We start from the raw sequence: 21,467 nt of genomic DNA on the forward strand, positions 1-21,467 counted from the left end.
TCGAAGCGACGGTACAGGCGCCCTCGGCGCCGGCCCGGGCCTCGTACGGCTGGTTACAATGGCGCCATGATCGATTCTTCCGCTCCGGACCTCGAGCTGGTCGCCGGCTATCGGTTCCTGCCCCTCGGCCAGCTTCCCCTGGCCCGTGCGCGACTGATCAAGGCGCTGGAACGCCTCGACCTGCGGGGAACCGTACTGCTGGCGCCCGAGGGCATCAACTTCAGCTTGAGCGGCCGCGCTGCCGCACTCGACGAGGCGCTGGCCTGGATGGCCGGGCGTCTCGGCGTGGACCGGCCGGTATTGAACCGGCAGCGCGTCGATACACCGCCGTTCCGACGGCTCAAGGTCCGTATCCGACCCGAGATCGTGACCTTCGATCCGGAGGCGAGCCCGGCGAAGGGCGGCCGAGGTCGTGCGCTGGACCCGGACGCATTCAACGCGTTGCTGGCGAGGGACGACGTTCAGCTGGTCGATACGCGAAACCACTACGAATACGAACTGGGGACCTTTGCCGGCGCGATCGATCCCGGGACCGAGAGCTTCGCCGAGTTCAAGGACTGGGCCCGGCGCGAACTGGATCCGGACCGTCCGGTCGCGATGTTCTGCACCGGCGGTATCCGATGCGAGAAGGCCAGCCTGTGGATGGAGAGCGAGGGCTTTTCCGAGGTCTACCAGCTCCACGGCGGGATCCTCGGCTACCTTGCCCGCGTACCCCCCGAGGCGTCGCGCTGGACGGGGGAGTGCTTCGTGTTCGACGACCGGGTCAGCGTCGATGCGCGCCTTCGTCCCACGGGCCGTACGGTCTGCATCGGCTGTCGGCGGCCGGCCGATGCGCTGGATCCGGCCGGCCTGCCGCCGATCGAGGACCGCCGCTGCCTCGCGTGTGGAGAGGTCTTCGACGAGAACCGCCTGAACAGCCTCCGGGAGCGTGCCCGCCAGGTCGCCCTGGCCCGGGCGCGAGGCACCGAGCATCTCGGTCCCGGGGCGCAGAAGAGCGCGTCGGAGCACGGATCCTCGAAACCACGAGCGGCGGAAGCACGACGTGAACGATGAACTGAACGTGGTGCCCGGCTGGCTGCCGGGCGTGCTGCACCCGGCCTGGGAGTTCCTCTCGGCCTATCCGGCCGCGCTTGCCCTGACCATCGCGCTGGTCGGGATCGCGGTGGGCGTGGTCGCGCGCCTGGTCCTGCTCCACGCGGTCGGTCGCCTGGTCCGGCCGCTGCCCGGCGACCTGGCAGAGAGCATGCTGCAGGTCGTCGGCAACGTCGGCGCCTTCGTCATCGGCTATCTCGCGCTGGTCGCTGCGATCCAGGTGCTGGGGCTGCCGGAGAAGGCCGAGACGATCATCACGCGGCTGCTGGTCACGGTGCTGATCCTGCGCCTGATGCGCAGCGGCATGCGCGCGGCGCACATCGGGCTGCAGGTCCTGGCGGCCGTGCGCAATCGCTACCCGATGTTCGAGGCGAGAACGCTGCCGCTGTTCGACCTGCTGGCCAACGTGCTGGTCATCGGCATCGCGGCCTATGCGCTGCTGATGGTCTGGAACATCGATCCGACCGCATGGCTGGCTTCGGCCGGCGTGCTCGGCATCGCGATCGGCTTCGCGGCGCGCGAAACCCTGGCCAACCTGTTCGCGGGCTTCTTCATCATCGCCGACACGCCGTACAAGGTCGGCGACTACATCGTGTTCGACACCGGAGAACGTGGCGAGGTGACCAAGGTCGGCATGCGCTCGACGCGGATCCTGACCCGCGACGACGTCGAGGTGATCATGCCGAACTCGGCGATGGCCAACGCGAAGGTGGTCAACGAGTCGGGCGGGCGCTGGGAGCGCTTCCGGATCCGGCTCAAGATCGGCGTGGCCTACGGCTCGGACGTCGATGAGGTCGTCGAGCTGCTCGAGACGATCGCGTTCGAGCACGACACGGTGGTCCAGGACCCCAAGCCCCGTGTACGGATGCGCGGCTTCGGCGATTCCTCCCTGGACTTCGAGTTGCTGTGCTGGGTCAAGCAACCGGCCCTGCGCGGCCTGGTCAGCCACCAGCTCTACATGAAGATCTACAAGGAACTGAACCGCGCCGGCATCGAAATTCCCTTCCCGCAACGCGACGTCTGGATGCGCTCGGGGGCCGGCGACGTGAACGAAGCCTGAGCGCTGGATGTTCTACCGCAGATGAACGCAGATGGACGCAGATGAAGGCAAGCGAGGCTGCTTGCAGTACGGCGGCTGCGGCCTCTCTTCATATTCTTCTTCGGCGCGATTCCGGTCGCAGCAGTGGCTTAAGAAGAGTGCCACCTGCCGGTCCGAATGAACGACGCACTGCACTCCGCATGTCGTCCGTTGTGCTCGGCTGTCGACCAAGCTTCGTTGTTTTAATCTGCGTTTATCTGCGTAATCTGCGGTAAACGGCCTTTCGCTGATCAGCGTTTGCCCGCGAGTTCGAGCGCGAAGGCTTCCACTTCGTCCACCTTCACCTCGCCGCCTTCGCCGCCCCTGCGGCGGTATTCGACGATGCCGTTGTCCAGGCCCTTGTCGCCGATGACCAGGGCGTGGGGAATGCCGAGCAGTTCGACGTCGCCGAACATCACGCCCGGGCGCAGCGGACGGTCGTCCATCAGCACGTCGATGCCGGCGGCGGTGAGCTTCTCGTACAGTGCGTCGGCGAACTGCCTCACCCGCGTCGACTTGTGGTGGTTCAGCGGCAGCAGGGCGATCGAGAACGGGGCCAGCGGTTCCGGCCAGATGATTCCGCGCTCGTCGTGGTTCTGCTCGATGGCCGCCGCGACGATACGCGACACCCCGACGCCGTAGCAGCCCATCCAGGGATGCTGGCCGCGGCCGTTCTCGTCCATGACCACGGCGTTCATCGCCGCGGAGTACTTGGTACCCAGCTGGAAGATGTGGCCGACCTCGATGCCGCGGATCAGCGACAGCGGCCCGGACCCGTCGGGCGCCGGGTCGCCGGCCCGGACGTTGCGCAGGTCCGCGACTTCGGGCAGCGGCACGTCGCGTTCCCAGTTGATGCCGAAGTGGTGTTGCCCATCGACGTTCGCGCCGGCGGAAAAGTCGCTCATCGCGGCCACGGTGCGGTCGGCGACGGCGGGGATCGGCAGCTCGACCGGGCCCAGGCTGCCCGGACCCGCGCCGATCGCCGCGCGGATCTCCTCTTCGCTGGCCATGACCAGCGGACTGGCGACCTGCGGGAGCTTCTCGGCCTTGACCGCATTGAGTTCGTGGTCGCCGCGCACCAGCAGCGCGACGAGGTCGAAGTCCTGATCCTCGGCCGCGTGCACGACCAGTGTCTTGATCGTCTTCTCGATCGGTACATCGAACTGCTCGACCAGCGCGGCGATGGTACGGGCGTCCGGCGTATCGACCACGCGCAGGTCCTCCGAGGGCTCCGCGCGCTCGTCGTTGCAGACGGCTTCGGCAAGCTCGACGTTTGCGGCGTAATCGCCGTTCTCGACGTGGGCGATCAGGTCCTCGCCGGATTCGGCCAGCACGTGGAACTCGTGGCTGGTCGCGCCGCCGATGTTGCCGGAGTCGGCCTTGACCGCCTTGAACTCCAGGCCCAGGCGCTGGAAGATTCTCGTGTAGGTCGCGTACATGACCTGGTAGAACGCGTCCAGGCCGGCCTCGTCCATGTGGAACGAGTAGCCGTCCTTCATCAGGAACTCGCGGGCCCGCATCACGCCGAAGCGAGGCCGGATCTCGTCACGGAACTTCGTCTGGATCTGGTAGAAGCAGATCGGCAGCTGCTTGTAGGAGCGCAACTCCGCCCGGGCGAACTCGGTAATGACTTCCTCGTGCGTCGGTCCGAAGGCGTATTCGCGCCCGGCGCGGTCCGTCATCTTCAGCAGCAGCGGTCCGAAGTTGTCCCAGCGGTCGCTTTCCTTCCAGAGTTCGGAAGGCTGCACCGAGGGCATCAGCAGTTCCAGGCAACCCGAGGCGTCCATTTCCTCGCGCACGACCCGCTCGACCCGCCGCAGGACCCGCAGGCCCAGCGGCGTCCAGGTGTAGATGCCCGAGGTGAGCTTGCGGATCATGCCGCAGCGCAGCATCAGCTGGTGGCTGACCACTTCGGCATCGGCGGGGACCTCGCGCAGCGTGGCGAGGTGGTAGGCGGTGGTCTTCATCGGACGAAACCGGATAGCGGGAACAAGCCCGCAAGTCTACCAGTTTGCCGGGGTGGGCCGACCGGGATGGCCGGCCCCGTGGATTCGAACCGCGGAGGCGCTCAGCCGGCCTGCTCGTCGCACCATTGGTCGATGAACGCCTGGGTTTCGGCGATCATCGCTTCCCGGTCCTCGCCCTCGACGTACTCGATCGTCCCGTCGGCGCGCTCGACCTCGATCCGCCGGCGGTTCTGCAGCCAGAACATGTTCTCGCGGGCCTGGGTACAACGGGCCGCGACCTGCTCCGGATCGGGCTCGCCCTGACGTGGCATCTGCGCCTCGTCGGCGGCCTCTTCCTCGTCCTCGGGGGCGGGTTCGGGCGCCGTCGAACCTCCGACGCGGCTGACCACGCTGATCGAGGTGTTGACCGTCTCGTAGTCGCGGTCGTCCGGAGGGCTTGCAGTGAAGTGGGTCGTGCCCTCGTCATCGGTCCACTTGTAGAAGGTCTGCCCCCATCCAGACGTCGAAGCCGCCAGCACCAGGGCCAGCCCTGCGATCTTCAGGATGTTCATCGAGTACCGCCCGCTGTAGTCATCGAAGGAACGTCGAGAGTAGCGGCAGACGGTTGCCGGATGCAAGGGCACGTTGCCGCGATCCCCTCGCTCTTCGTCGCCAACGGCGTCGACTCCATCCTCGGCCCGTTCCTGTCCACCCGGCGGCCGCAGGGGCGTTCACGTCGCAGCGGCATCGTCTGCAATTGCGTTTAGGATAGGCGTGCGGATCGATGCGCCGAGCGCGTACGAACCCGCTCGACGGCCAACAGCCGAGGAGACGCGTGAACGCACCCAATTCGGAATCGAACGGCCCGCTGGCGCGCGGCGCGTACCTGCTGCCGAACGCCTTGACCACGGCCGCGCTGATGGCGGGCTTCTACGCGATCATCGCCGGGGTTCGCGGAGACACGGTCGCGGCCTGCATCGCGGTGGTCATCGCCGGCGTCCTGGACGGGCTCGACGGCCGGGTCGCCCGCCTGACCGGGACCCAGTCGCAGTTCGGCACGCAGTACGACAGCCTGTCGGACCTCGTGTCCTTCGGCCTCGCGCCTGCGCTGCTGGTCTGGAGCTGGTCGCTGGCAACGCTGGAAGTCGCCGGCCCGCTCGGCCAGAAGATCGGCTGGCTGGTGGCGTTCTTCTACACGGCCTGCGGCGCGCTCCGCCTGGCCCGCTTCAATACGCAGGCGGGAGTCGCGGACAAGCGCTACTTCCAGGGCCTGGCCAGCCCCGCCGCCGCGGGGACGCTGGTTTCCACGATCTGGTTCTTCGAAAGCCGCGCCATCGACGCCGAAAGCGTCGCCTGGTCGATGCTGGTGCTGACTGTGGTGCTCGGCGCGCTGATGGTCTCGCGCGTGCGCTACGCGAGCTTCAAGGGCGGTGGTTCGCGGGAGCGACGGGTCCCGATCGCCTGGATCTTCCTGCTGCTGGTAGTCCTGGTGCTGCTGGCGATCGACGTTCCAGCGGTGCTGTTCACCATCGGGGTGCTGTACGTGACCTCCGGCCTGGTTCTGACCGTCCACGGCCGCTACCAGCAGCGGCGCCGGCGGCGCCGCGACGGCCGATGACCGTCGCGCCGAGCTCGCGTCGCCGCCTGGCGGCAATGGACATCGACGTCTGGGTCCGGCGGGACCGCGAGCCCGCCGCCGGGACCGCGTCGGACGCTGCCGCACAGGCATCCTCCGGATCCGCGAGCGGGTCACCGACCGGCACTGGAGTCGACTGCGGAACGACCGGCGCGCCGTCGAGGGCCGCGGCAGGCCCGCGAATCCGGCTGGCCTCCGGGCGCGGCCGCTGGCTGCTACTGATCGATGATGCGGGCGCGGCCGAGGACCAGCGCTTCCTCGACGACCTGCGCGGTCTGCTCGGGATCGACCAGGTCCGCTTCGGGCGCTGGTCCGACAGTGCCGAGTCCGGGGTCGCGGCCGAGGACTGGCCCGAGCGCGGTATCGAGTGGGTCCTCGACTTCGGCGGCGGGTCGGTGGAGCATCCGGCGGTGCTGAATCTGCCCCGGCTGACCGAACTCCGCGAGTCCGGTTCCGCGCGCAAGGCGCTCTGGCAGGCCTTGCGTCCACTGCTGCCGGCGGCTTGACGGCGAGCCCCGATGGCCGCGGTCCTCCAGCCCGAGATCGCCATCCGGCCGATGCGCCGGGACGACGTGCGAACCGTCCACGAGATCGAAGAGGCGTCGTATCCCTACCCGTGGACCCGGGGCGTCTTCTCCGACTGCATGAGGGTCGGCTACTGTTGCCGGGTCGCGGAGGTCGATCGCGGCATCGGCGGCTACATGATCCTGTCGGCTGCGGCCGGCGAGGCCCACCTGCTCAATCTGTGCGTCGCACCTTCACTGCGCGGCACCGGTCTTGCGCGCAGCCTGCTCGACACCGCGCTGGTCGAGGCTCGCCTGCTCAAGGCGCATCGCCTGTTTCTCGAAGTCCGGCCGAGCAACCGTCGCGCGATCGAGCTCTATCGAAGGAACGACTTCCGGGTGATCGGCAAACGACCGGGCTACTACCCGGCCGACGACGGCCGCGAGGACGCGCTGGTCATGGTCCGTCACCTCGACGACCGGGCCGTCGGGCCGGATAACGTGGAATGAGCGGTCGAAGCCCCGAAGGACGAATCCGGATCGCGGCGGCGCAGATCGCTCCGGCCTGGCTGGATCGGGCGTCCACCCTGGACCGGGTGGTCGCCGCGATCGAGACGGCGGCCGCCGAGGGCGCCCGCCTGGTCGCGTTCGGCGAGTGCCTGGTTCCCGGTTATCCGTTCTGGGTCGAGCGCACCGACGGCGCGCGCTTCGAGTCCCCGGTCCAGGCCGAGCTGTGGGCGCATTACGTCGACCAGGCCGTGGACCTCGATGCCGGCCACCTCGATGGAGTCGTGGAGGCGGCGCGTCGCAGCGCCATTGCCGTGGTCCTCGGCGTGCTCGAACGGCCTTCCGAGCGCGGCGAGAGCGTCTACGCCAGCGCGGTCTCGATCGATCCGTCGGGCGAGGTCCGCGCCGTGCATCGCAAGCTGATGCCGACCCACGAGGAGCGGCTGGTCTGGGCCGTGGGCGACGGTCACGGCCTGCGGACCTGGCCGCTCGACGGCTTCACGGTCGGGGCGCTGAACTGCTGGGAGAACTGGATGCCCCTGGCCCGCGCCAGCCTGCAGGCCCAGGGCGAGGACCTGCACGTCGCGATCTGGCCGGGCAATCCTCGAAACACGGCCGACATCACCCGCTTCATGGCGCGCGAAGGACGCAGCTTCGTGCTGTCGGTCTCGGGCCTGATGCGGGCCGGAGATCTCGATGCACGACGGCTCGCCGGCCTGCCGCAGGCCGACGCCCTGAACGCCGCATCCCGGGACCTGCCGTGGGCGCGCGGAGGTTCCTGCGTCGCCGGGCCCGACGGCGAGTGGGTGCTCGAACCGGTGCTGGACGCCTCCGGGGTGTTCGTCGCCGAGATCGATTCCTCTGCGGTCCGGCGCGCTCGCCAGAGCTTCGATGCGGCCGGCCACTATTCGCGGCCCGACGTGTTCGAACTCCGCGTCGATCGCCGGCGCCAGCGGCTGGGACGGTTCGAGGACGACTGAGGCCGGCTCCAGCGGGTTCACGGACAGCACCGGCGGCCCGCGTTGGCCGGATTCGCCCACGGATTCCGATTGCAGGGTGAACCCCGGTCTTCGTGGAGCCGTACGATGCATCGAATCCTGCTGATCCTGGCCGCCGTCGCGGCCTTGCCGCTGTCAGCCGATGAACGGATCGAGCGACTGATGGAAACGCCCTGGCGTCCCGGCGTCGGCGACGATGGCCCATCGCGCGGGGTGCCCGTCCTTCGCGTCGGCAACGATCCGTCGTGCGACTTCACCGCCTCGCCCTCGATCAACGGACTGCAGCAGGCCATCGACGCGGCGGCCTCGGACGCCAACGGCGCGGCCGAAACCGAAATCCGCCTGGCCAACACCGGCCAGTACGTGAATCGGCGCTTCTTCATCAACGACCTGGCCGATCAGACCGTTCGCCTGGTCGGCGGCTTCGTCAACTGTGCGTCGGCGGGCCCCACCGGTGCACGGACCGTGCTCGATCGCGGCACCGCATCGGCCGGACCGGTCCTGTTGATCGATCAGGTCGCCTCGCTGGAGAACGTGTTCCTCGAGAACCTCGAGCTGCGCGGCGGCAGCGGTAGCGCCGGCGGCGGCATGGAGATCCGCAACAACAATTTCGTGATCGCCACCGACGTGAGGACGACCCAGAACTCGGCGAGCTCCGGCGGTGGAATCGCCGTCGGCGACACGAACGACGGCACCCAGACCCTGTTGTGGCTACTCGGGGATTCCGACGTCACCGCGAATACGGCGACCGCGTTCGGCGGCGGCATCTCCTGCAGTGGCGCGCAGGCCAGCATGGTGATCGATACGGACGTGTCCGTGTCGGGGAACTCGACGGCCATTTCCGGCGGCGGGCTGAGCGTGCGCTCCGGTTGCGTCGCCGATGTCTACGCGAGCTTCCCGGACGGCATCTACGAGAATTCGGCGGGCACGGGCGGCGGCATCGCTGCCAGCAACGGCGGGCGCGTCAACGTGGTCGGCGGCGAGCAGGGATTCTTCGGCTTCGGCGACGCCGATCGCCGAACCACGGTGGACGGCAATACGGCGACGGAGAACGGAGGCGGCCTGTTCGTGACCGGCGCCGGAACCCTGGTGCGCATGACCGATGCCGTTCTCCGGGTCAATCGGGCCGATGACGACGGCGACGGCGACGGCAGCGGCGGTGGTGCGTGGGTCGGCAGCATGGCTCGCCTGGAGATCGATCGCACGCTGGACGACGAAGCCTGTCACTCGGTCGTCCGCTGCAGCGACGTGGCCGGCAACTCGGCGGTGCAGGGCGGCGGAATCTTCGTGCGTGGAAACGGTACCGAGGTCGATGTCCGCCAGACCTGGTTCACGCTGAACTCGGCCTCCGACAGCGGGGCGGCGCTGTATTCCACGTTGGCCGGCGGCGAACTTCCACCGGACTCCGTCGATGTCTACCTCGAAGGCAACGTGTTCACCGGCCACCCCATGGCCGGGAATGCCGAGGTCGTGACCCTGAACTTCGGCAACGACGCCCGCCTCGTCTACAACACCTTCGCCGGCAATGCCGACTCCGAATTCGATTCCGCGGTCTTCCTCAATACCAGCAACAACGTCGACTTTTTCGGCAACCTGGTCGCCGAGAGTCCGGGTCGCGTCTTCTCGGGGATCTGGGGGTCACCGAGCTTTCCGAACATCGGCAGCGCCGCCTGCGTGGTCGCCCACGAGATCGCATCGCTACCGCCGGGCAGCACCGACAGCGTGGCCGCCGACGCCATGCTCGACGGCGGGCTGCGACCCACCGGTGTTTCGCCCGCGGTCGACTTCTGCGATGCGGCCACCTACCCGATCCTCGAGCCCGACCTGGAAAACCTGCCGCGCGGCGTCGACACGGCCGGGGTGACCAACGGGCTGGGACCTTTCGATCTCGGCGCGCTCGAGTTCCGCGGCACCATCGACGGCGGCGAGGTCGCGTTCATCGACCTACTTGTGGAAATGAACGAGGGCGATCCCGCGCGGACACTGCTGCTGCGCCGGACCGGTGCGGCGCAGGGCGAGGCCCGCATCCGGGTGCAGACGGTGGCCGGCAGCGCCATGCCGGGCAGCGATTTTGCTCCGATCGATACGGTGGTGACCTGGGCCGACGGCGACAATCTCCCGAAGAGCGTCGTGCTGGGCCTGGTCGACGACGGCGTGGGCGAAGATCGCGAGCGCCTGACGATCCAGCTTTCGATCGACGGCGGCACAGGGACGCTGGGCGCGCCCAGCACGTTGCCGGTGACGATCTACGACGACGATGCCGGCGTGTTTGCCGACGGCTTCGAGGGGCCGGGTTCGCTCTGAAGGGCAGGGCACTCCGCGTCGCGGCGGCCCTCGAAGGACAAGGTGGATGATTCGCGCAGGGCGGCCAGCTGCGCCAGCGCGTCGATCCGGTGCGGGTCGGCGGGTTCCGGATGCACTCGAGCGACCGCGCACAACGCGAACGCTCGGGCATCGTCGTTGGCTGCAGGCTCGTCGAGCGCGGACAGCAGGCGATCGGTCATCGTGGGGTCGGTCCGCACGCTCCCGGTCCCTCCGCCCGGCGGCCCGTCGAGCATCAGGCCGAGGGCAGAGAGGCGAAGCGTGACCGAGGGGTGCACGGCCACATCATCCGGCGCCTCGGCGGCCTCGGCCAGCAGTGCCAGGGCGCCGTCCGGGTCGCCGCTCTCGAGGCGGCCGCGCGCGATCCGCCAGCGCAGCATCTGGGCAACCGTCTGCCAGCGTGCGGGGGGCTCGAGCCGGGCCAGCTTCGCCCGAGCGACGTCCTCGGTCGCTTCCCGTCCCGACGCATCACCGGCCAGCGCGTGGCCGAGCAGTTCGAACTCCAGGGCCTGGATCACCGATCGCTCGGTCGGTCCCCACGCTTCCTCGAGAATCTCTCGAGCGTCCCGCGCGATGTCCGCGGCCGGGCGGCCGCGGCCCAGAGCAAGCAGGGTACGGGCCCGGACCAGGTCGGTCAGGGCGCGTTCGGTCGGAAGGTCGGCGGCGTGCTGGATCGCACGCGCTTCGTCCAGGTAGCCGAGCGCGTCGTCGAAGCGGCCGTGCTGGCGCAAGGTGTCGCCCAGGGCATAGAGGGCGCGGGCCACCGAGGGATGATCTTCCGGGTACACGTCACGGGCCAGGCGCACGGCCTCCTGATCGTGAGCAAGGGCCTCGTCGAGCCGACCGAGCTGCGCGGCGACGGCTGCCAGGTTGGACAGGGTGCGGACCATCTTCGGGTCGCCACCGCCGAAGTGCGCCAGCTGCAGTTCGCGCTCGGCCTGCATGGCCCGGTAGGCGGAATCCATGTCGCCGCGGTTGTAGGCAAGTACGGCGCGGCTCGACAACAGGTTGATCCGGAGATCCGTCATCGGATCGTCGGCGGCGGCCAGCAGGGCCTCGAGACGTTCGAACGCCCGCTCCGCGTCCGCGGCTCGATTCTGACGCGCGTAGAGCGACGCATACAGACCCCAGGTCCGGGCGTGCAGCCGGATCGCGTCGGCGTCGCGGGCCTCGGGCAGCAGGCCCAGCACGCGTCCCAGCGCGGCCTCCTGAGCTTGATAATCGCCCTGGATACTGGCCAGAACGGCGCGCTCCAACCCCAGACGGGCACGCTGGACATCGGGAAGATCGGGATGGCGGTCGAGCAGCCGGGACGCCCGCTCGAACATGGCATCGGCCTGCTCGTGCCAGCCCAGAGCGACTTCGACGTCGCCGAGGGTCGTCAGCAGTTCGACCCGCGTTCCGGGATCGAGCGACTCGTCGGTCTCGAGCTGTCGGCTTCCCTGGGCGAGCACGTCGCGGAGGTCGAGCTCCGCGCCGCCGGCCAGCCAGGGGTCGGCGGCGGTGAACATCGTCAGCAGGAACTCCTTGATGGTCTCGGCACGGGCCGCTTCGGCCGACGCTCGGACTGCCTCGGCCTGCGCCCGGACCGCCTGCCACGTGGCCACCCCCGATCCGGCGAGGATCGCGGCCAGCGCGAGGCCGCTGGCTGCCGCGGCCAGCCGGTTGCGCGCCAGCCAGCGGCCGATCCGGTAGCCGGTTCCGCCGTTTCTTGCGTCGACCGGGCGGTCGTGCTGCCACGCCGCCAGGTCGCGTTCGAGGGCTTCGGCGGACCGGTACCGCCGTGCGGGGTCGACGGCGGTGGCACGGGCGCAGATCGCCTCGAGATCGCCGCGCAGGCGAGCGGACGGATAGGGCACCTCGGGCCCTGCCGACAGGGGGGCGATTTCCCGCGGCGGTGCCAGTCCGGCCAGCAGCCGCGTCACTTCTCCGCCGGTGCGCGGGTTGCGCCCGGTCAGCAGGCGAACCATCAGGAGACCGAGGCCGTGCACGTCGCTGGCCACGCCCGCCGCCTCGCCGGCGAGCTGCTCCGGTGACGCCCAGGCCGGTGAACAGCGCAGGAACGTCGGGCGCGGCGAGCGCGCGTCCGAGTCGAGCAGCCGCCCGATGCCGAAGTCGACCAGGCGAGCGCGCCCACGGCCGTCGACCAGCACGTTGCCCGGCTTGAGGTCTGCGTGGACGACCAGTCTCGAATGGGCGTAGGCCACCGCCTCGGCGACCTGGCGCAGCAGCTCGACCCGCACTTCCAGACTGGCTTCGGTTCGGTCGCACCAGGCATCGATGGGCTCGCCTTCGACGTACTCCATCGCGATGTAGGGCCAGCCCTGTTCGCTGAGCCCGCCGTCGATCAGGTGGACGATGCCGTGGTGGGACAGCCCGGCCAGAAGCCGGATCTCGCGTTCCAGGCTGCTGCGATGGGCCGGCCCGTCGACGGCGGCATGCAGCACCTTGAGCGCGACCCGACGCTCGTACCGACCGTCGTCGCGTTCGGCCAGCACCACCGTGGCCATGCCGCCGCGCTCGATCTCCCCGACGATCCGCCAGGCATCGATTCGCTGGCCGGTCCAGTCCCTCGGCGGTGGGGGCCCGTCGCCCCGCGCCAGTTCGGCTGCAACCGCGTCGATCGTGCGGTCGACCAGCAGGGGTTCGGGCGTATCGTGCGCGGCGAGCAGGCGGTCCAGCCACTCGCGCACGTCGGGCGCCAGCTCCTGCCCGGCCAGCGTGTCCCGGCGGGCGGCCGGGTCGAGTTCGGCCAGGCGATCGAACCAGTCGGTGACCTGCGACCAGTCGTCTTCAGTCAGCGCCATGGCCGGGCCTCCCGTCGTCGCGCACGGCCTGCAGGAAGGCCCGTGCACGCTGCCAGTCCCGCGTGGCCGTGCGCTCGGAAACGCCCAGACTCGCCGCGGCCTCCGGCACGCTCAGCCCGGCGAAGAAACGCAGCTCGACCAGCCGGGCCAGTCGCGGGTCCAGCGATTCGAGGCGGTCGAGAGCGCGATCGATCTCCAGCAGTTCCTCGGCGGTTCGAGTGCCGAGTTGCTCGAGATGGAAGTGTTCGAAGTCCGGGTCCGGCGTGCGCTTCGCCGCCGTCCGGTTCCGGATGTAGTCGACGAGGACCTGGCGGATGGCCATGGCGTAGGTGCCCAGGCACTGGCGGGTGTCGTTCCAGGCGCGGTCGCCGCCGAGCTTGAGCCACGCCTCGTGGACCAGGACCGTGGTGTTCAGGGTGCGGCTGGGGTTGCGACCGCGTTCGCGCCGGGCGATCGAGCGCAACGCCTCGTAGACGGTCTCGAGCTCGATCGCGGACGGATGCCGCCCGGCGCCGGCGGGCGGGTCGCTGTCGCGTGCCGTGTCCGAAGGTCTGCCGCTTTGTCTCTCGCTCATTGCACCTGACCGCCGGAATGCCCTCGCGATCAGTGTGTGCCGACCCCGGCCGGCGCGTCAAGGCGTCAGGCGAGCGCCCGGAGTTTCTCGATCTGGGCTTCGAGTTCGGCCACCTTCTGGCCATGATCGGCGAGGCGCTGGCGCTCCTTGTCGACGACCTCGGCCGGCGCGTTGCCGACAAAGCGTTCGTTGGCCAGCTTCTTCTCGGCGACCTGCAGGCCCTTCCTCTCCCGCTCGAGCTGCTTTTCCAGACGTGCGATCTCTTCGCCCATGTCGACCAGGCCCGCCAGTGGGATGAGCAGGCGCATCTCGCCGGCCAGCTGCACGGCGCAGTCGGCGGTATCGCGATCGTCGCTCACCGCATCGATCGTCTCCAGCCGCGCGAGCCTGCGGATCAGGCCGTCGAACCGCTCGATCCGGTCGAGGTCCGCGTCGGTCGCGTTCTGGACCAGCAGCGGCATCGGCTTGCCGGCCGCCAGGCCCAGCTCGGTGCGCGCCGAGCGAACCGCACCGACCGCCTGCTTGAGCCACTCGGCGTCGGCCTCGGCGGCTTCGTCCACGGCGCCCGCCGAGGGCCAGGCCGCGCCGGCGAGAAACGCCTCGTCGATGGCGAGCGGCCCGCGCAGCTTCTGCCAGATCTCCTCGGTAACGAACGGCACGAAGGGGTGGAGCAGGCGGAGCAGGGCGTCGAGCACCTCGGCCAGCGTCCGCCGCGTGCCGGCGGCGGTCGCCGGGTCGGCATCGTCGGCCAGCGCCGGCTTGGCCAGTTCCAGGTACCAGTCGCAGAACTGGTGCCAGGTGAATTCGTAGAGCGCCTGGGCGGTGAGATCGAAGCGGTAATCGTCGAGAGCGCGATCGACCTGTTCGATCGTGCGCGCCAGGCTGGAGCGGATCCAGCGCGAGATCACGTCGTCGGCAGGTGCGTCGGGCAGGGCGTCGTCGCCGATGTTCATGAAAACGAAGCGCGAGGCGTTCCAGAGCTTGTTGAGGAAGTTGCGGTACCCCTCGCAGCGCGACAGGTCGAACTTGATGTCGCGGCCGTGGCCGGCCAGCGCGGCGAAGGTGAAACGCAGCGCATCGGCGCCGAAGGCGGGAATGCCGTCCGGGAATTCCTCGCGCGTGTGCTTCTCGATCGCCTTCTTCATCTGCGGCTGCATCAGCGCGGCGGTGCGCTTGGCGACCAGGTCGTCGAGACCGATGCCGTCGATCAGGTCGATGGGATCGAGTACGTTGCCCTTCGACTTCGACATCTTCTGGCCGTCGCGGTCGCGGATCAGCCCGGTGATGTAGACCTGCTCGAACGGCACCTTGCCGGTGAAGTGACCGGTCATCATGATCATCCGGGCCACCCAGAAGAAGATGATGTCGAAGCCGGTGACCAGCACCGAGCTCGGCAGGTAGCGGTCGTAGCCCTCGGACGCCATCCGTTCCGCGTCCGGCCAGCCCAGCGTCGAGTGCGCCCACAGCGCCGACGAGAACCAGGTCTCGAGCACGTCCGGGTCCTGGGACAGCGCCACGCCGTCGGCGATACCGTGCTTCTCGCGCACCTCCGCTTCGCTGCGACCGACGTAGACGTTGCCGTGCTCGTCGTGCCAGGCCGGAATGCGGTGGCCCCACCACAACTGCCGCGAGATGCACCAGTCCTGGAGGTTCTCCATCCAGTGGCGATAGGTGTTGATCCAGTTGCCGGGCACGAACTCGACGTCGCCGCGTTCGACCGTGTCCAGGCCGAGCTTGCCGAGCGAGTCCATCTTCACGAACCACTGGTCGGTCAGGTAGGGCTCGATGACCTGCCCGGATCGATCACCGCGTGGGACGACCATGGCGTGCGGCTTCTCCTCGACCAGCAAGCCGCGGGTCCTGAGATCATCGACGATGCGCTTGCGTGCGTCGAAGCGATCGAGCCCCCGATAGACCTCCGGCGCGTGGTCGTTGATCCGGGCCTCCGGGGTGAAGATGTTGATCGGCTCGAAGTCGTGACGCGCGCCGACGTCCCAGTCGTTGAAATCGTGGGCCGGCGTGATCTTGACGCAACCGGTACCGAACTCCGGGTCGACGTAGTCGTCGGCCACCACCGGAATCTCGCGCTCGGTCAGCGGCAGTCTGACGGTCTTGCCGACCAGGTCCGTGTAGCGCTCGTCGTCGGGGTGGACCGCGACGCAGACGTCGCCGAGCATGGTTTCCGGGCGCGTCGTCGCCACGATCACGTCGCCCTGGCCGTCGGTCCGCGGGTAGCGGATGGACCACAGCTTGCCCTGCTCGTCGCTGTTGACCACCTCGAGATCCGAGATCGCGGTCTTCAGCACCGGGTCCCAGTTGACGAGTCGCGGCCCCCGGTAGATCAGACCCTCGTCGTGCAGCCGGACGAAGGTCTCGATGACCGCTTCGGACAGGTCGTCGTCCATCGTGAAACGTTCTCGCGACCAGTCGGCCGAGGCGCCGAGCCGACGCATCTGGCCGGTAATCGTCGAACCCGATTCCTGCTTCCACTGCCAGACCCGGTCGATGAACTGCTGGCGGCTGTAGTCGTCGCGCTTGCCGCCCTCGGCCTCGATCTGGCGGGTCACCACCATCTCCGTGGCGATGCCGGCATGATCGACGCCGACCTGCCAGAGCGTGTCGAAGCCCTTCATGCGATGGACGCGGATCAGGCAGTCCATCAGCGTGTGCTGGAAGGCGTGCCCCATGTGCAGGGTGCCGGTGACGTTCGGCGGCGGCAGCAGGATGGTGTACGGCGCGCCTTCGCCGGACGGCCGGAAGCAGCCGGCGTCTTCCCAGGTCGGGTACCAGCGGGATTCGATTCTGTCGGGGTCGTAGGTCTTGTCCATGGCGCATTGCGTCGGAACCGGGCCGACGGACGGCCAGCGATCCCGGTTCGGGTCCGGTCGATGAGCAGGGCGCCCATGGTACTGCGAGCGGCGCCCGGGCGGGCGCCCGGGAGGCCCGGAGCGGCCCGCGATCCGCCGCTTCGAGCCGCGCCGGCCGCGGCGCTCTACTTCAGCACGTGGTGGTGCAGATCGGCACCTGCACGCTGCCAGTCCTTCCAGCGCCGGCGCAGGCGTGGTCGGGCGTCCTCGTCGGCGGGGACCAGTTCGAGCACACGCTCGTACCGGCCCTTAGGCAGGGGAGCTGCCGGATCCAGGTTGATCAGCAGCGCGGCGCGTTCGGGCGCCTGTTCGACCAGCCGGATCGGCGCCTGCGGATCGTCGAGGCCGTGCGGCAGGAAGCGTCCGCGCGGCTTCTGCCACAGCCGCTCGTCGAGTTCCGCCAGGGCCCTGCGCGGGCCGACGACGGCGATGTCATTCAGCGCGGGCCAGGCCTTGCCGACCAGCACCGCGGCCACGTCCAGCGGATCCTGGAAGCGGCCGGACAGCTCGTAGAAATCGACGCGCATCGGGACGCCCGGCGCTCGATCAGCCGGCGCGGTCCATCAACCAGCGGGTCAGCAGGCCGACCGGCCGGCCGGTCGCCGATTCCGGTTTGCCCCACTGCCAGGCCGAACCGGCGATGTCGATATGGGCCCAGCGCGTTCCCTCGGTGAAGCGCGACAGGAAGCAGCCGGCCGTGATCGACCCGGCCGGCATGCCGCCGACGTTCTTCATGTCGGCGAACGGCGTCTCGATCTGCTTCTGGTATTCGTCCCACAGCGGAAGTCGCCAGCCGCGGTCGGCCGCCTCGATGCCGGCCGCCAGCAATTCTTCGGCCAGCTCGTCGTCCTGGGTCATGATGCCGCTGGCGTGATGGCCCAGCGCGACCACGCAGGCACCGGTCAGGGTGGCGATGTCGACCATCGCGACCGGTTCGCTGTTCCGCGCCGTCCAGGTCAGGGCATCGGCCAGGATCATCCGACCTTCCGCGTCCGTGTTGTGGACCTCGACGGTCTGCCCCGACATCGTGGTGATCACGTCGCCCGGCCGGTAGGCCGCGCCGTCGGGCATGTTCTCCACCGCCGCGACCACGCCGTCGACGTTCAGCGGCAGCTTCATGCGGGCGACCGCTTCCAGCGCGCCGATGGTGGTCGCCGCGCCGCACATGTCGAACTTCATCTGCTCCATCAGGTCGCGCGGCTTGATCGAGATGCCGCCCGTGTCGAAGGTCACCCCCTTGCCGACCAGGGCGTAGGGCTTGCCCTCGCCGCCACGCCAGCGCAACCGGATCAGGCGCGGACGATTGGCGCTGCCCTTGCCCACGGCCATCAGGGCGTGCATGCCGAGCTCGGTCATGCGGTGCTCGTCGAGCACCTCGACCTCGAGTCCGTCGATCTCGTCGGCCAGCGATTCGGCGTGCTCGGCGAGATAGGCGGGTGTGCAGATGTTCGGCGGCAGGTCGCCGAGGTGGCGCGCCGTCCGGACGCCGGCATTGATCGCGTCGGCGCGCTCGAGCGCGTCGGTGACACCGTCGGCTTCGGGCAGCGAGACGCGTTCGGTCGGTGGCGCGTCCTCGGGCTTCGGCTTGCGGGTCTGGGTATAGATGTAGTCGCCGTTGTCGAGACCCAGCGCGACCTGCTGGCTTTTCCACGCCGCATCGCGGCCGTCCACCTCGACCCACGGAAGCAGGCAATGCGCACTCCGGGCGTGCGTGCTGCGCAGGGCTTGCCCGGCGGCCCGGGCAACCGCTGCGAAACCGCTCTCGCTCCACTTGTCGTGCTTGCCGAGGCCGATCACGACCAGACGCTTCGCGCCCAGTCCGGCCGGTTCGTGCAGCACCAGGCTCCGGCCTGGCACCGGCGGCAGTTCCTCGGCCTTGCGCAGCCGTTCGAGCAGTCCGCCGGTCGCGTCGTCGATCGGCGTGGCCCAGCCCGGGAGCGCCTGCTTCGCGAACAGGCCGATGACGAGCGCGTCGGTCTCGAGGGTGACGGCGTCGGCGTCGGTCGACGAAAACTGGATACGATTGGAAGTCATGCGTGGAATCCTTTTTGACGTTCGGGGCGTGCGGAGCGCGAGCGATCGCGACCGGATCGTCGTGCGGCCGGCGCGGCCGGTGCGCCGGAACGACGGCTGCGCTGCACCGGAGCGATGCGTCGGGCGGCGTCCGGCTGCGCACGCGGGACAAGCGGCCATTGTACCCTTGAGGGCCGTGCCCGCTGTCGGCATCCCATCGCGCAGGTCCGAGCCCCGATGTTCATCACGAAGCCCATCTCGATGTACGGATCGGTGGCCGTTCGGATGATCCTGCGATCGACGGTCCCGTCGATCGTCCTGCCGATCGTGCCGTTACCGCGCTGAATGGCCTCCTTGGCGCCCGGTTCGACGCTCCCGGTCGGCTCGTCACCGACGCTGTCGCGCTACCTGCTGCGGATGAGTGCCGGCGCGGCCCTGGCGACCCTTGCGGTCCTGCTCGGGGTGACGCTGGCGCTGTTCCTGGCCGAACTGCTCGGCCAGGTGGCCGACGGCGAGGCGGCTTCACGCACGGTCTTCGTCCTGCTGGCGCTGCGTGTCCCGGAGGCGCTGCAGCTGGTCGGTCCCCTGGCGCTGATGCTGGGTCTGCTGATGACGCTGGCCCAATCGGCCGCCGGCGGTGAGCTTGGCGTGATGAGGGCCTCCGGTCTGCCGCCCGGCCGCTTGCTGACGCCATTGGTTGTCCTGACCGCGCTGTGGGCGGCGTTGCTGCTTCTCGTCGCCGGGTGGGCGGCGCCGTGGACCGCGCGCGAAGCGGCCCGGCTGGACCAGCGGCTGGCCGAAGAAATCCTGCTGTCCGGAATTCGGCCGGGCCAGTTCCAGACCCTGGGCGGCGGGGCGCTGAACGTGTTCGTCGAAACCGCCGATCCGCGCACCGCCGCACTGACCGGCGTCTTCATCCATCGCGCCGGCGAGGACCGGATCGAGGTCATTCGCGCCGCCCGTGGCGAGCTGACCGTCGACGAGCGAAGCGGCGTTCGGCTGCTGTCCCTGTTCGACGGAGTGCACCTGACCCATCCGTCCTCCGGCAGCGGGCTCCCGCTGCGCCGCATCGAGTTCGCCCGGAACCAGTTCGAAGTGCCGCTGCCGACGCGCCAGCGCGACGACGACCCGATCCGACAGCGATCGACGATCGATCTGCTCGATGATGCGCTCGTCGCACGCGACGACGAGGCCAGGCGTGAATTGCACTGGCGGCTGGCGCCCCCGGTTGCGGCGCTGCTGCTCGCGCTCCTGGTGCTGCCCGTGGCCGTTTCGCCGCCGCGCGGCGGCCGTTCCGGGGTCGTGGTGCCGGCACTGGTGGTCTATCTGGTCTACACCAACGCGCTGAACCTGGTCCTGGGCCGTGCCGACCTGGATCCGGCCGTCGCCTGGGCGGTGCATGGTTCGGTCGGCGTGGTCGCGATCGCTGCGGCGTTGTGGTGGAGGTCCAGGTGGTAGCCGCGCCGCCGGCGCCCCGGCTGACTCGCTACCTGCTCACCGCCACGCTGGGTGGCGTGCTCTCGGTCAGCGCTCTGCTCGTCGGGTTGTACGCCGGGATCGACGTGGTCCGCGAAGCCGGCGATCTTCAGCAGGACTACGGCGTGCCCGAGATGCTGGTGTTCATCGCCCGGACCCTGCCGACCCGGGTCTACGACATCTTCCCCTTCGCCGCACTGATCGGGGTCCTGGTCGGGCTGGGCCGGCTGGCGTCGGGCCGGGAACTCGTGGCGATGCGCGCGGCGGGCTTCGATCGCGGCGGCATCGCATCGCGTGTCGTCGCCGGGGCGCTGCTGGCCACGCTGGCCGTGGTCGCGATGGCCGAGCTGGCCGTGCCGGGGCTGGAGACCGAAGCCAGGGTCGCTCGCGAACAGGCCCGCAGCGGAAGCGTCGGTGCGGCGTCCGGCGAAGGCCTCTGGTTGCGTGACGGGCCGCGCATGGTCCGCGTGGGCCTGGTGACCTGGGGGCCGGACGATACGGTGGACCTGACCGACCTGGATATCTACGCCTTCCACCCGGAAGGCGACGGTGGCCAATTGATCCGCGCCCGATCGGCGCGCCACGACGGTGGCCGGTGGCAGCTGCGGCGGGTCCTACGGGTTGGACTCACCGACGGGGCCATGGAACGCCTCGACCACCTCGCGCTGGACTCGCGCCTCGACCCCGACGTGTTCGATGCCCTCGCCACCCGACCGCGCCTTCTGCCGATGGCCGACATCCTGCGCATCGAGGACTACCTCGATCGCAACGGGCTGGACACGCGGACCTACCGGGAAGCGTTCTGGCGACGCGCGCTGTACCCGGCCAACCTGCTGGCGATGATCCTGGTCGGCTTGCCGCTGCTGTTCCGTCCCGGCCGGAGCGCATCGACGGCAACGCACGTGTTCGCCGGCGTCGCGCTCGGCGTCGGCTTCGTCGTCGTACAGCGAATCAGCCTGGGCCTGGCACCCGTGCTGCCGCTCCCGCTGGGACTGACCCACGCGCTGCCGGCGCTGTTGTTCGGTGCGGTCGGCATCGTCATCCTTCGTCGGGGCTGACCGCGCTCACCCCGCATGCCGGGCCCGGGCCCGGCGCCTCAGTCGACGACGTGCAGCCGTGTCCGGCTGGCGCGGTCGTGCCAGGTTGCGCCGTCGGCGCGCAGCAGGGCGGACCAGAAGCCGGCGCCCAGCACCGCCAGCGACGCCAGCGAGACCAGGAATCGCGTCGTCAACTGGCCGAGCGTCGGTGACGGCCCGTGCGTGCCGTCGACCGAGACCAGCTGGATCCGCCACGCGCCCATGCCGACGGTGCGACCGGCGATACGCCAGCTGCCGGCCAGGTAGGCATAGGCCAGTGCGAGCAGATAGAGCTGGAACAACGGCTGGCCCGAATCGACGGCACCGCCGCTGGGAATCACGACCAATGCCGCACCGATCATCCACAGGCCGACCAGGATCAGGCCGTCGTAGCCGATCGCGGCGAAGCGTCTCGTCAACGAGCAGGGGCGATGGTCAGCGGGGTTCATGGCAAAGGGTGCGGTGGTTTGGATCGCTGTGGTGATTGTGGCATAGTAGAAAACTTGACCTGCTCCGGCAGGTCGATGCGTCGCGCGCGCCGCGTTCCGGAACAGGATCCTGCAGTGGGAACC

17 protein-coding genes are annotated in these 21,467 nt (G+C 69.4%); 9 read left to right on the plus strand and 8 right to left on the minus strand.

The window, feature by feature from the left end:
• Nucleotides 1-66 precede the first annotated feature (66 nt).
• Nucleotides 67-1,053: a hypothetical protein gene (locus KUV67_13550; protein ID MBY6205910.1), complete on the plus strand. Its 987-nt coding sequence runs from the start codon at nt 67-69 to the stop codon at nt 1,051-1,053.
• Entirely contained in the window at nt 1,043-2,152 is a 1,110-nt protein-coding gene (locus KUV67_13555) for a mechanosensitive ion channel family protein (GenBank protein ID MBY6205911.1), read from the plus strand. The genes KUV67_13550 and KUV67_13555 overlap by 11 nt, the downstream gene beginning before the upstream one ends.
• Before the next feature lie 269 nt (nt 2,153-2,421).
• Here the strand turns inward: KUV67_13555 and KUV67_13560 are convergent, their stop codons facing one another.
• Nucleotides 2,422-4,137 carry a proline--tRNA ligase gene (locus tag KUV67_13560; GenBank protein MBY6205912.1) on the minus strand — a complete coding sequence of 572 codons (1,716 nt, stop codon included), beginning with the start codon at nt 4,135-4,137 and terminating at the stop codon, nt 2,422-2,424.
• 101 nt (nt 4,138-4,238) lie between these two features.
• Nucleotides 4,239-4,688 carry a DUF4124 domain-containing protein gene (locus KUV67_13565; protein ID MBY6205913.1) on the minus strand — a complete coding sequence of 150 codons (450 nt, stop codon included), beginning with the start codon at nt 4,686-4,688 and terminating at the stop codon, nt 4,239-4,241.
• Nucleotides 4,689-4,900: 212 nt separating this feature from the next.
• On the opposite strand from KUV67_13565, the gene pssA reads away from it, so the two are divergent.
• The 5 genes from pssA (at nt 4,901) to KUV67_13590 (ending at nt 10,064) form a co-directional block, all read left to right on the plus strand.
• Complete coding sequence (pssA, locus tag KUV67_13570) at nt 4,901-5,734, plus strand: CDP-diacylglycerol--serine O-phosphatidyltransferase (protein MBY6205914.1); 834 nt, start codon at nt 4,901-4,903, stop codon at nt 5,732-5,734.
• Entirely contained in the window at nt 5,731-6,258 is a 528-nt protein-coding gene (locus KUV67_13575) for a hypothetical protein (GenBank protein MBY6205915.1), read from the plus strand. Before pssA ends, KUV67_13575 begins: the two co-directional genes overlap by 4 nt.
• Nucleotides 6,259-6,270: 12 nt before the next feature.
• The gene (rimI, locus tag KUV67_13580; GenBank protein ID MBY6205916.1) at nt 6,271-6,765 is read left to right on the plus strand and encodes a ribosomal protein S18-alanine N-acetyltransferase; all 495 of its coding nucleotides are present in this window, start codon (nt 6,271-6,273) and stop codon (nt 6,763-6,765) included.
• The gene (locus tag KUV67_13585) at nt 6,762-7,742 is read left to right on the plus strand and encodes a carbon-nitrogen hydrolase family protein (protein MBY6205917.1); all 981 of its coding nucleotides are present in this window, start codon (nt 6,762-6,764) and stop codon (nt 7,740-7,742) included. The genes rimI and KUV67_13585 overlap by 4 nt, the downstream gene beginning before the upstream one ends.
• Before the next feature lie 105 nt (nt 7,743-7,847).
• On the plus strand, nt 7,848-10,064 hold the full coding sequence (locus KUV67_13590) for a hypothetical protein (GenBank protein ID MBY6205918.1): 2,217 nt from the start codon (nt 7,848-7,850) through the stop codon (nt 10,062-10,064).
• Here the strand turns inward: KUV67_13590 and KUV67_13595 are convergent.
• The 5 genes from KUV67_13595 to KUV67_13615 form a co-directional block, all read right to left on the minus strand.
• Nucleotides 10,007-12,889: a serine/threonine-protein kinase gene (locus tag KUV67_13595; GenBank protein MBY6205919.1), complete on the minus strand. Its 2,883-nt coding sequence runs from the start codon at nt 12,887-12,889 to the stop codon at nt 10,007-10,009. The genes KUV67_13590 and KUV67_13595 overlap by 58 nt on opposite strands.
• Complete coding sequence (locus tag KUV67_13600; protein ID MBY6205920.1) at nt 12,876-13,463, minus strand: sigma-70 family RNA polymerase sigma factor; 588 nt, start codon at nt 13,461-13,463, stop codon at nt 12,876-12,878. The genes KUV67_13595 and KUV67_13600 overlap by 14 nt, the downstream gene beginning before the upstream one ends.
• Before the next feature lie 65 nt (nt 13,464-13,528).
• Nucleotides 13,529-16,291 carry a valine--tRNA ligase gene (locus tag KUV67_13605; GenBank protein ID MBY6205921.1) on the minus strand — a complete coding sequence of 921 codons (2,763 nt, stop codon included), beginning with the start codon at nt 16,289-16,291 and terminating at the stop codon, nt 13,529-13,531.
• A 164-nt stretch (nt 16,292-16,455) separates the two neighbouring features.
• Nucleotides 16,456-16,857, minus strand: coding sequence for a DNA polymerase III subunit chi (locus tag KUV67_13610; GenBank protein MBY6205922.1), 402 nt, complete (start codon nt 16,855-16,857; stop codon nt 16,456-16,458).
• A 19-nt stretch (nt 16,858-16,876) separates the two neighbouring features.
• Entirely contained in the window at nt 16,877-18,364 is a 1,488-nt protein-coding gene (locus KUV67_13615; protein ID MBY6205923.1) for a leucyl aminopeptidase, read from the minus strand.
• Nucleotides 18,365-18,688: 324 nt separating this feature from the next.
• On the opposite strand from KUV67_13615, the gene lptF reads away from it, so the two are divergent.
• Nucleotides 18,689-19,801 (plus strand): LPS export ABC transporter permease LptF, encoded by a 1,113-nt coding sequence (gene lptF / locus KUV67_13620; protein MBY6205924.1) that lies wholly within the window; start codon nt 18,689-18,691, stop codon nt 19,799-19,801.
• Nucleotides 19,795-20,877: an LPS export ABC transporter permease LptG gene (lptG, locus tag KUV67_13625; protein ID MBY6205925.1), complete on the plus strand. Its 1,083-nt coding sequence runs from the start codon at nt 19,795-19,797 to the stop codon at nt 20,875-20,877. Before lptF ends, lptG begins: the two co-directional genes overlap by 7 nt.
• A gap of 38 nt (nt 20,878-20,915) precedes the next feature.
• Here the strand turns inward: lptG and KUV67_13630 are convergent, their stop codons facing one another.
• Nucleotides 20,916-21,344, minus strand: coding sequence for an RDD family protein (locus KUV67_13630; protein MBY6205926.1), 429 nt, complete (start codon nt 21,342-21,344; stop codon nt 20,916-20,918).
• Nucleotides 21,345-21,467: the final 123 nt, after the last annotated feature.

Origin of the sequence: Halomonas denitrificans (assembly GCA_019800895.1) — a bacterium.
GTDB lineage: Bacteria > Pseudomonadota > Gammaproteobacteria > Xanthomonadales > Wenzhouxiangellaceae.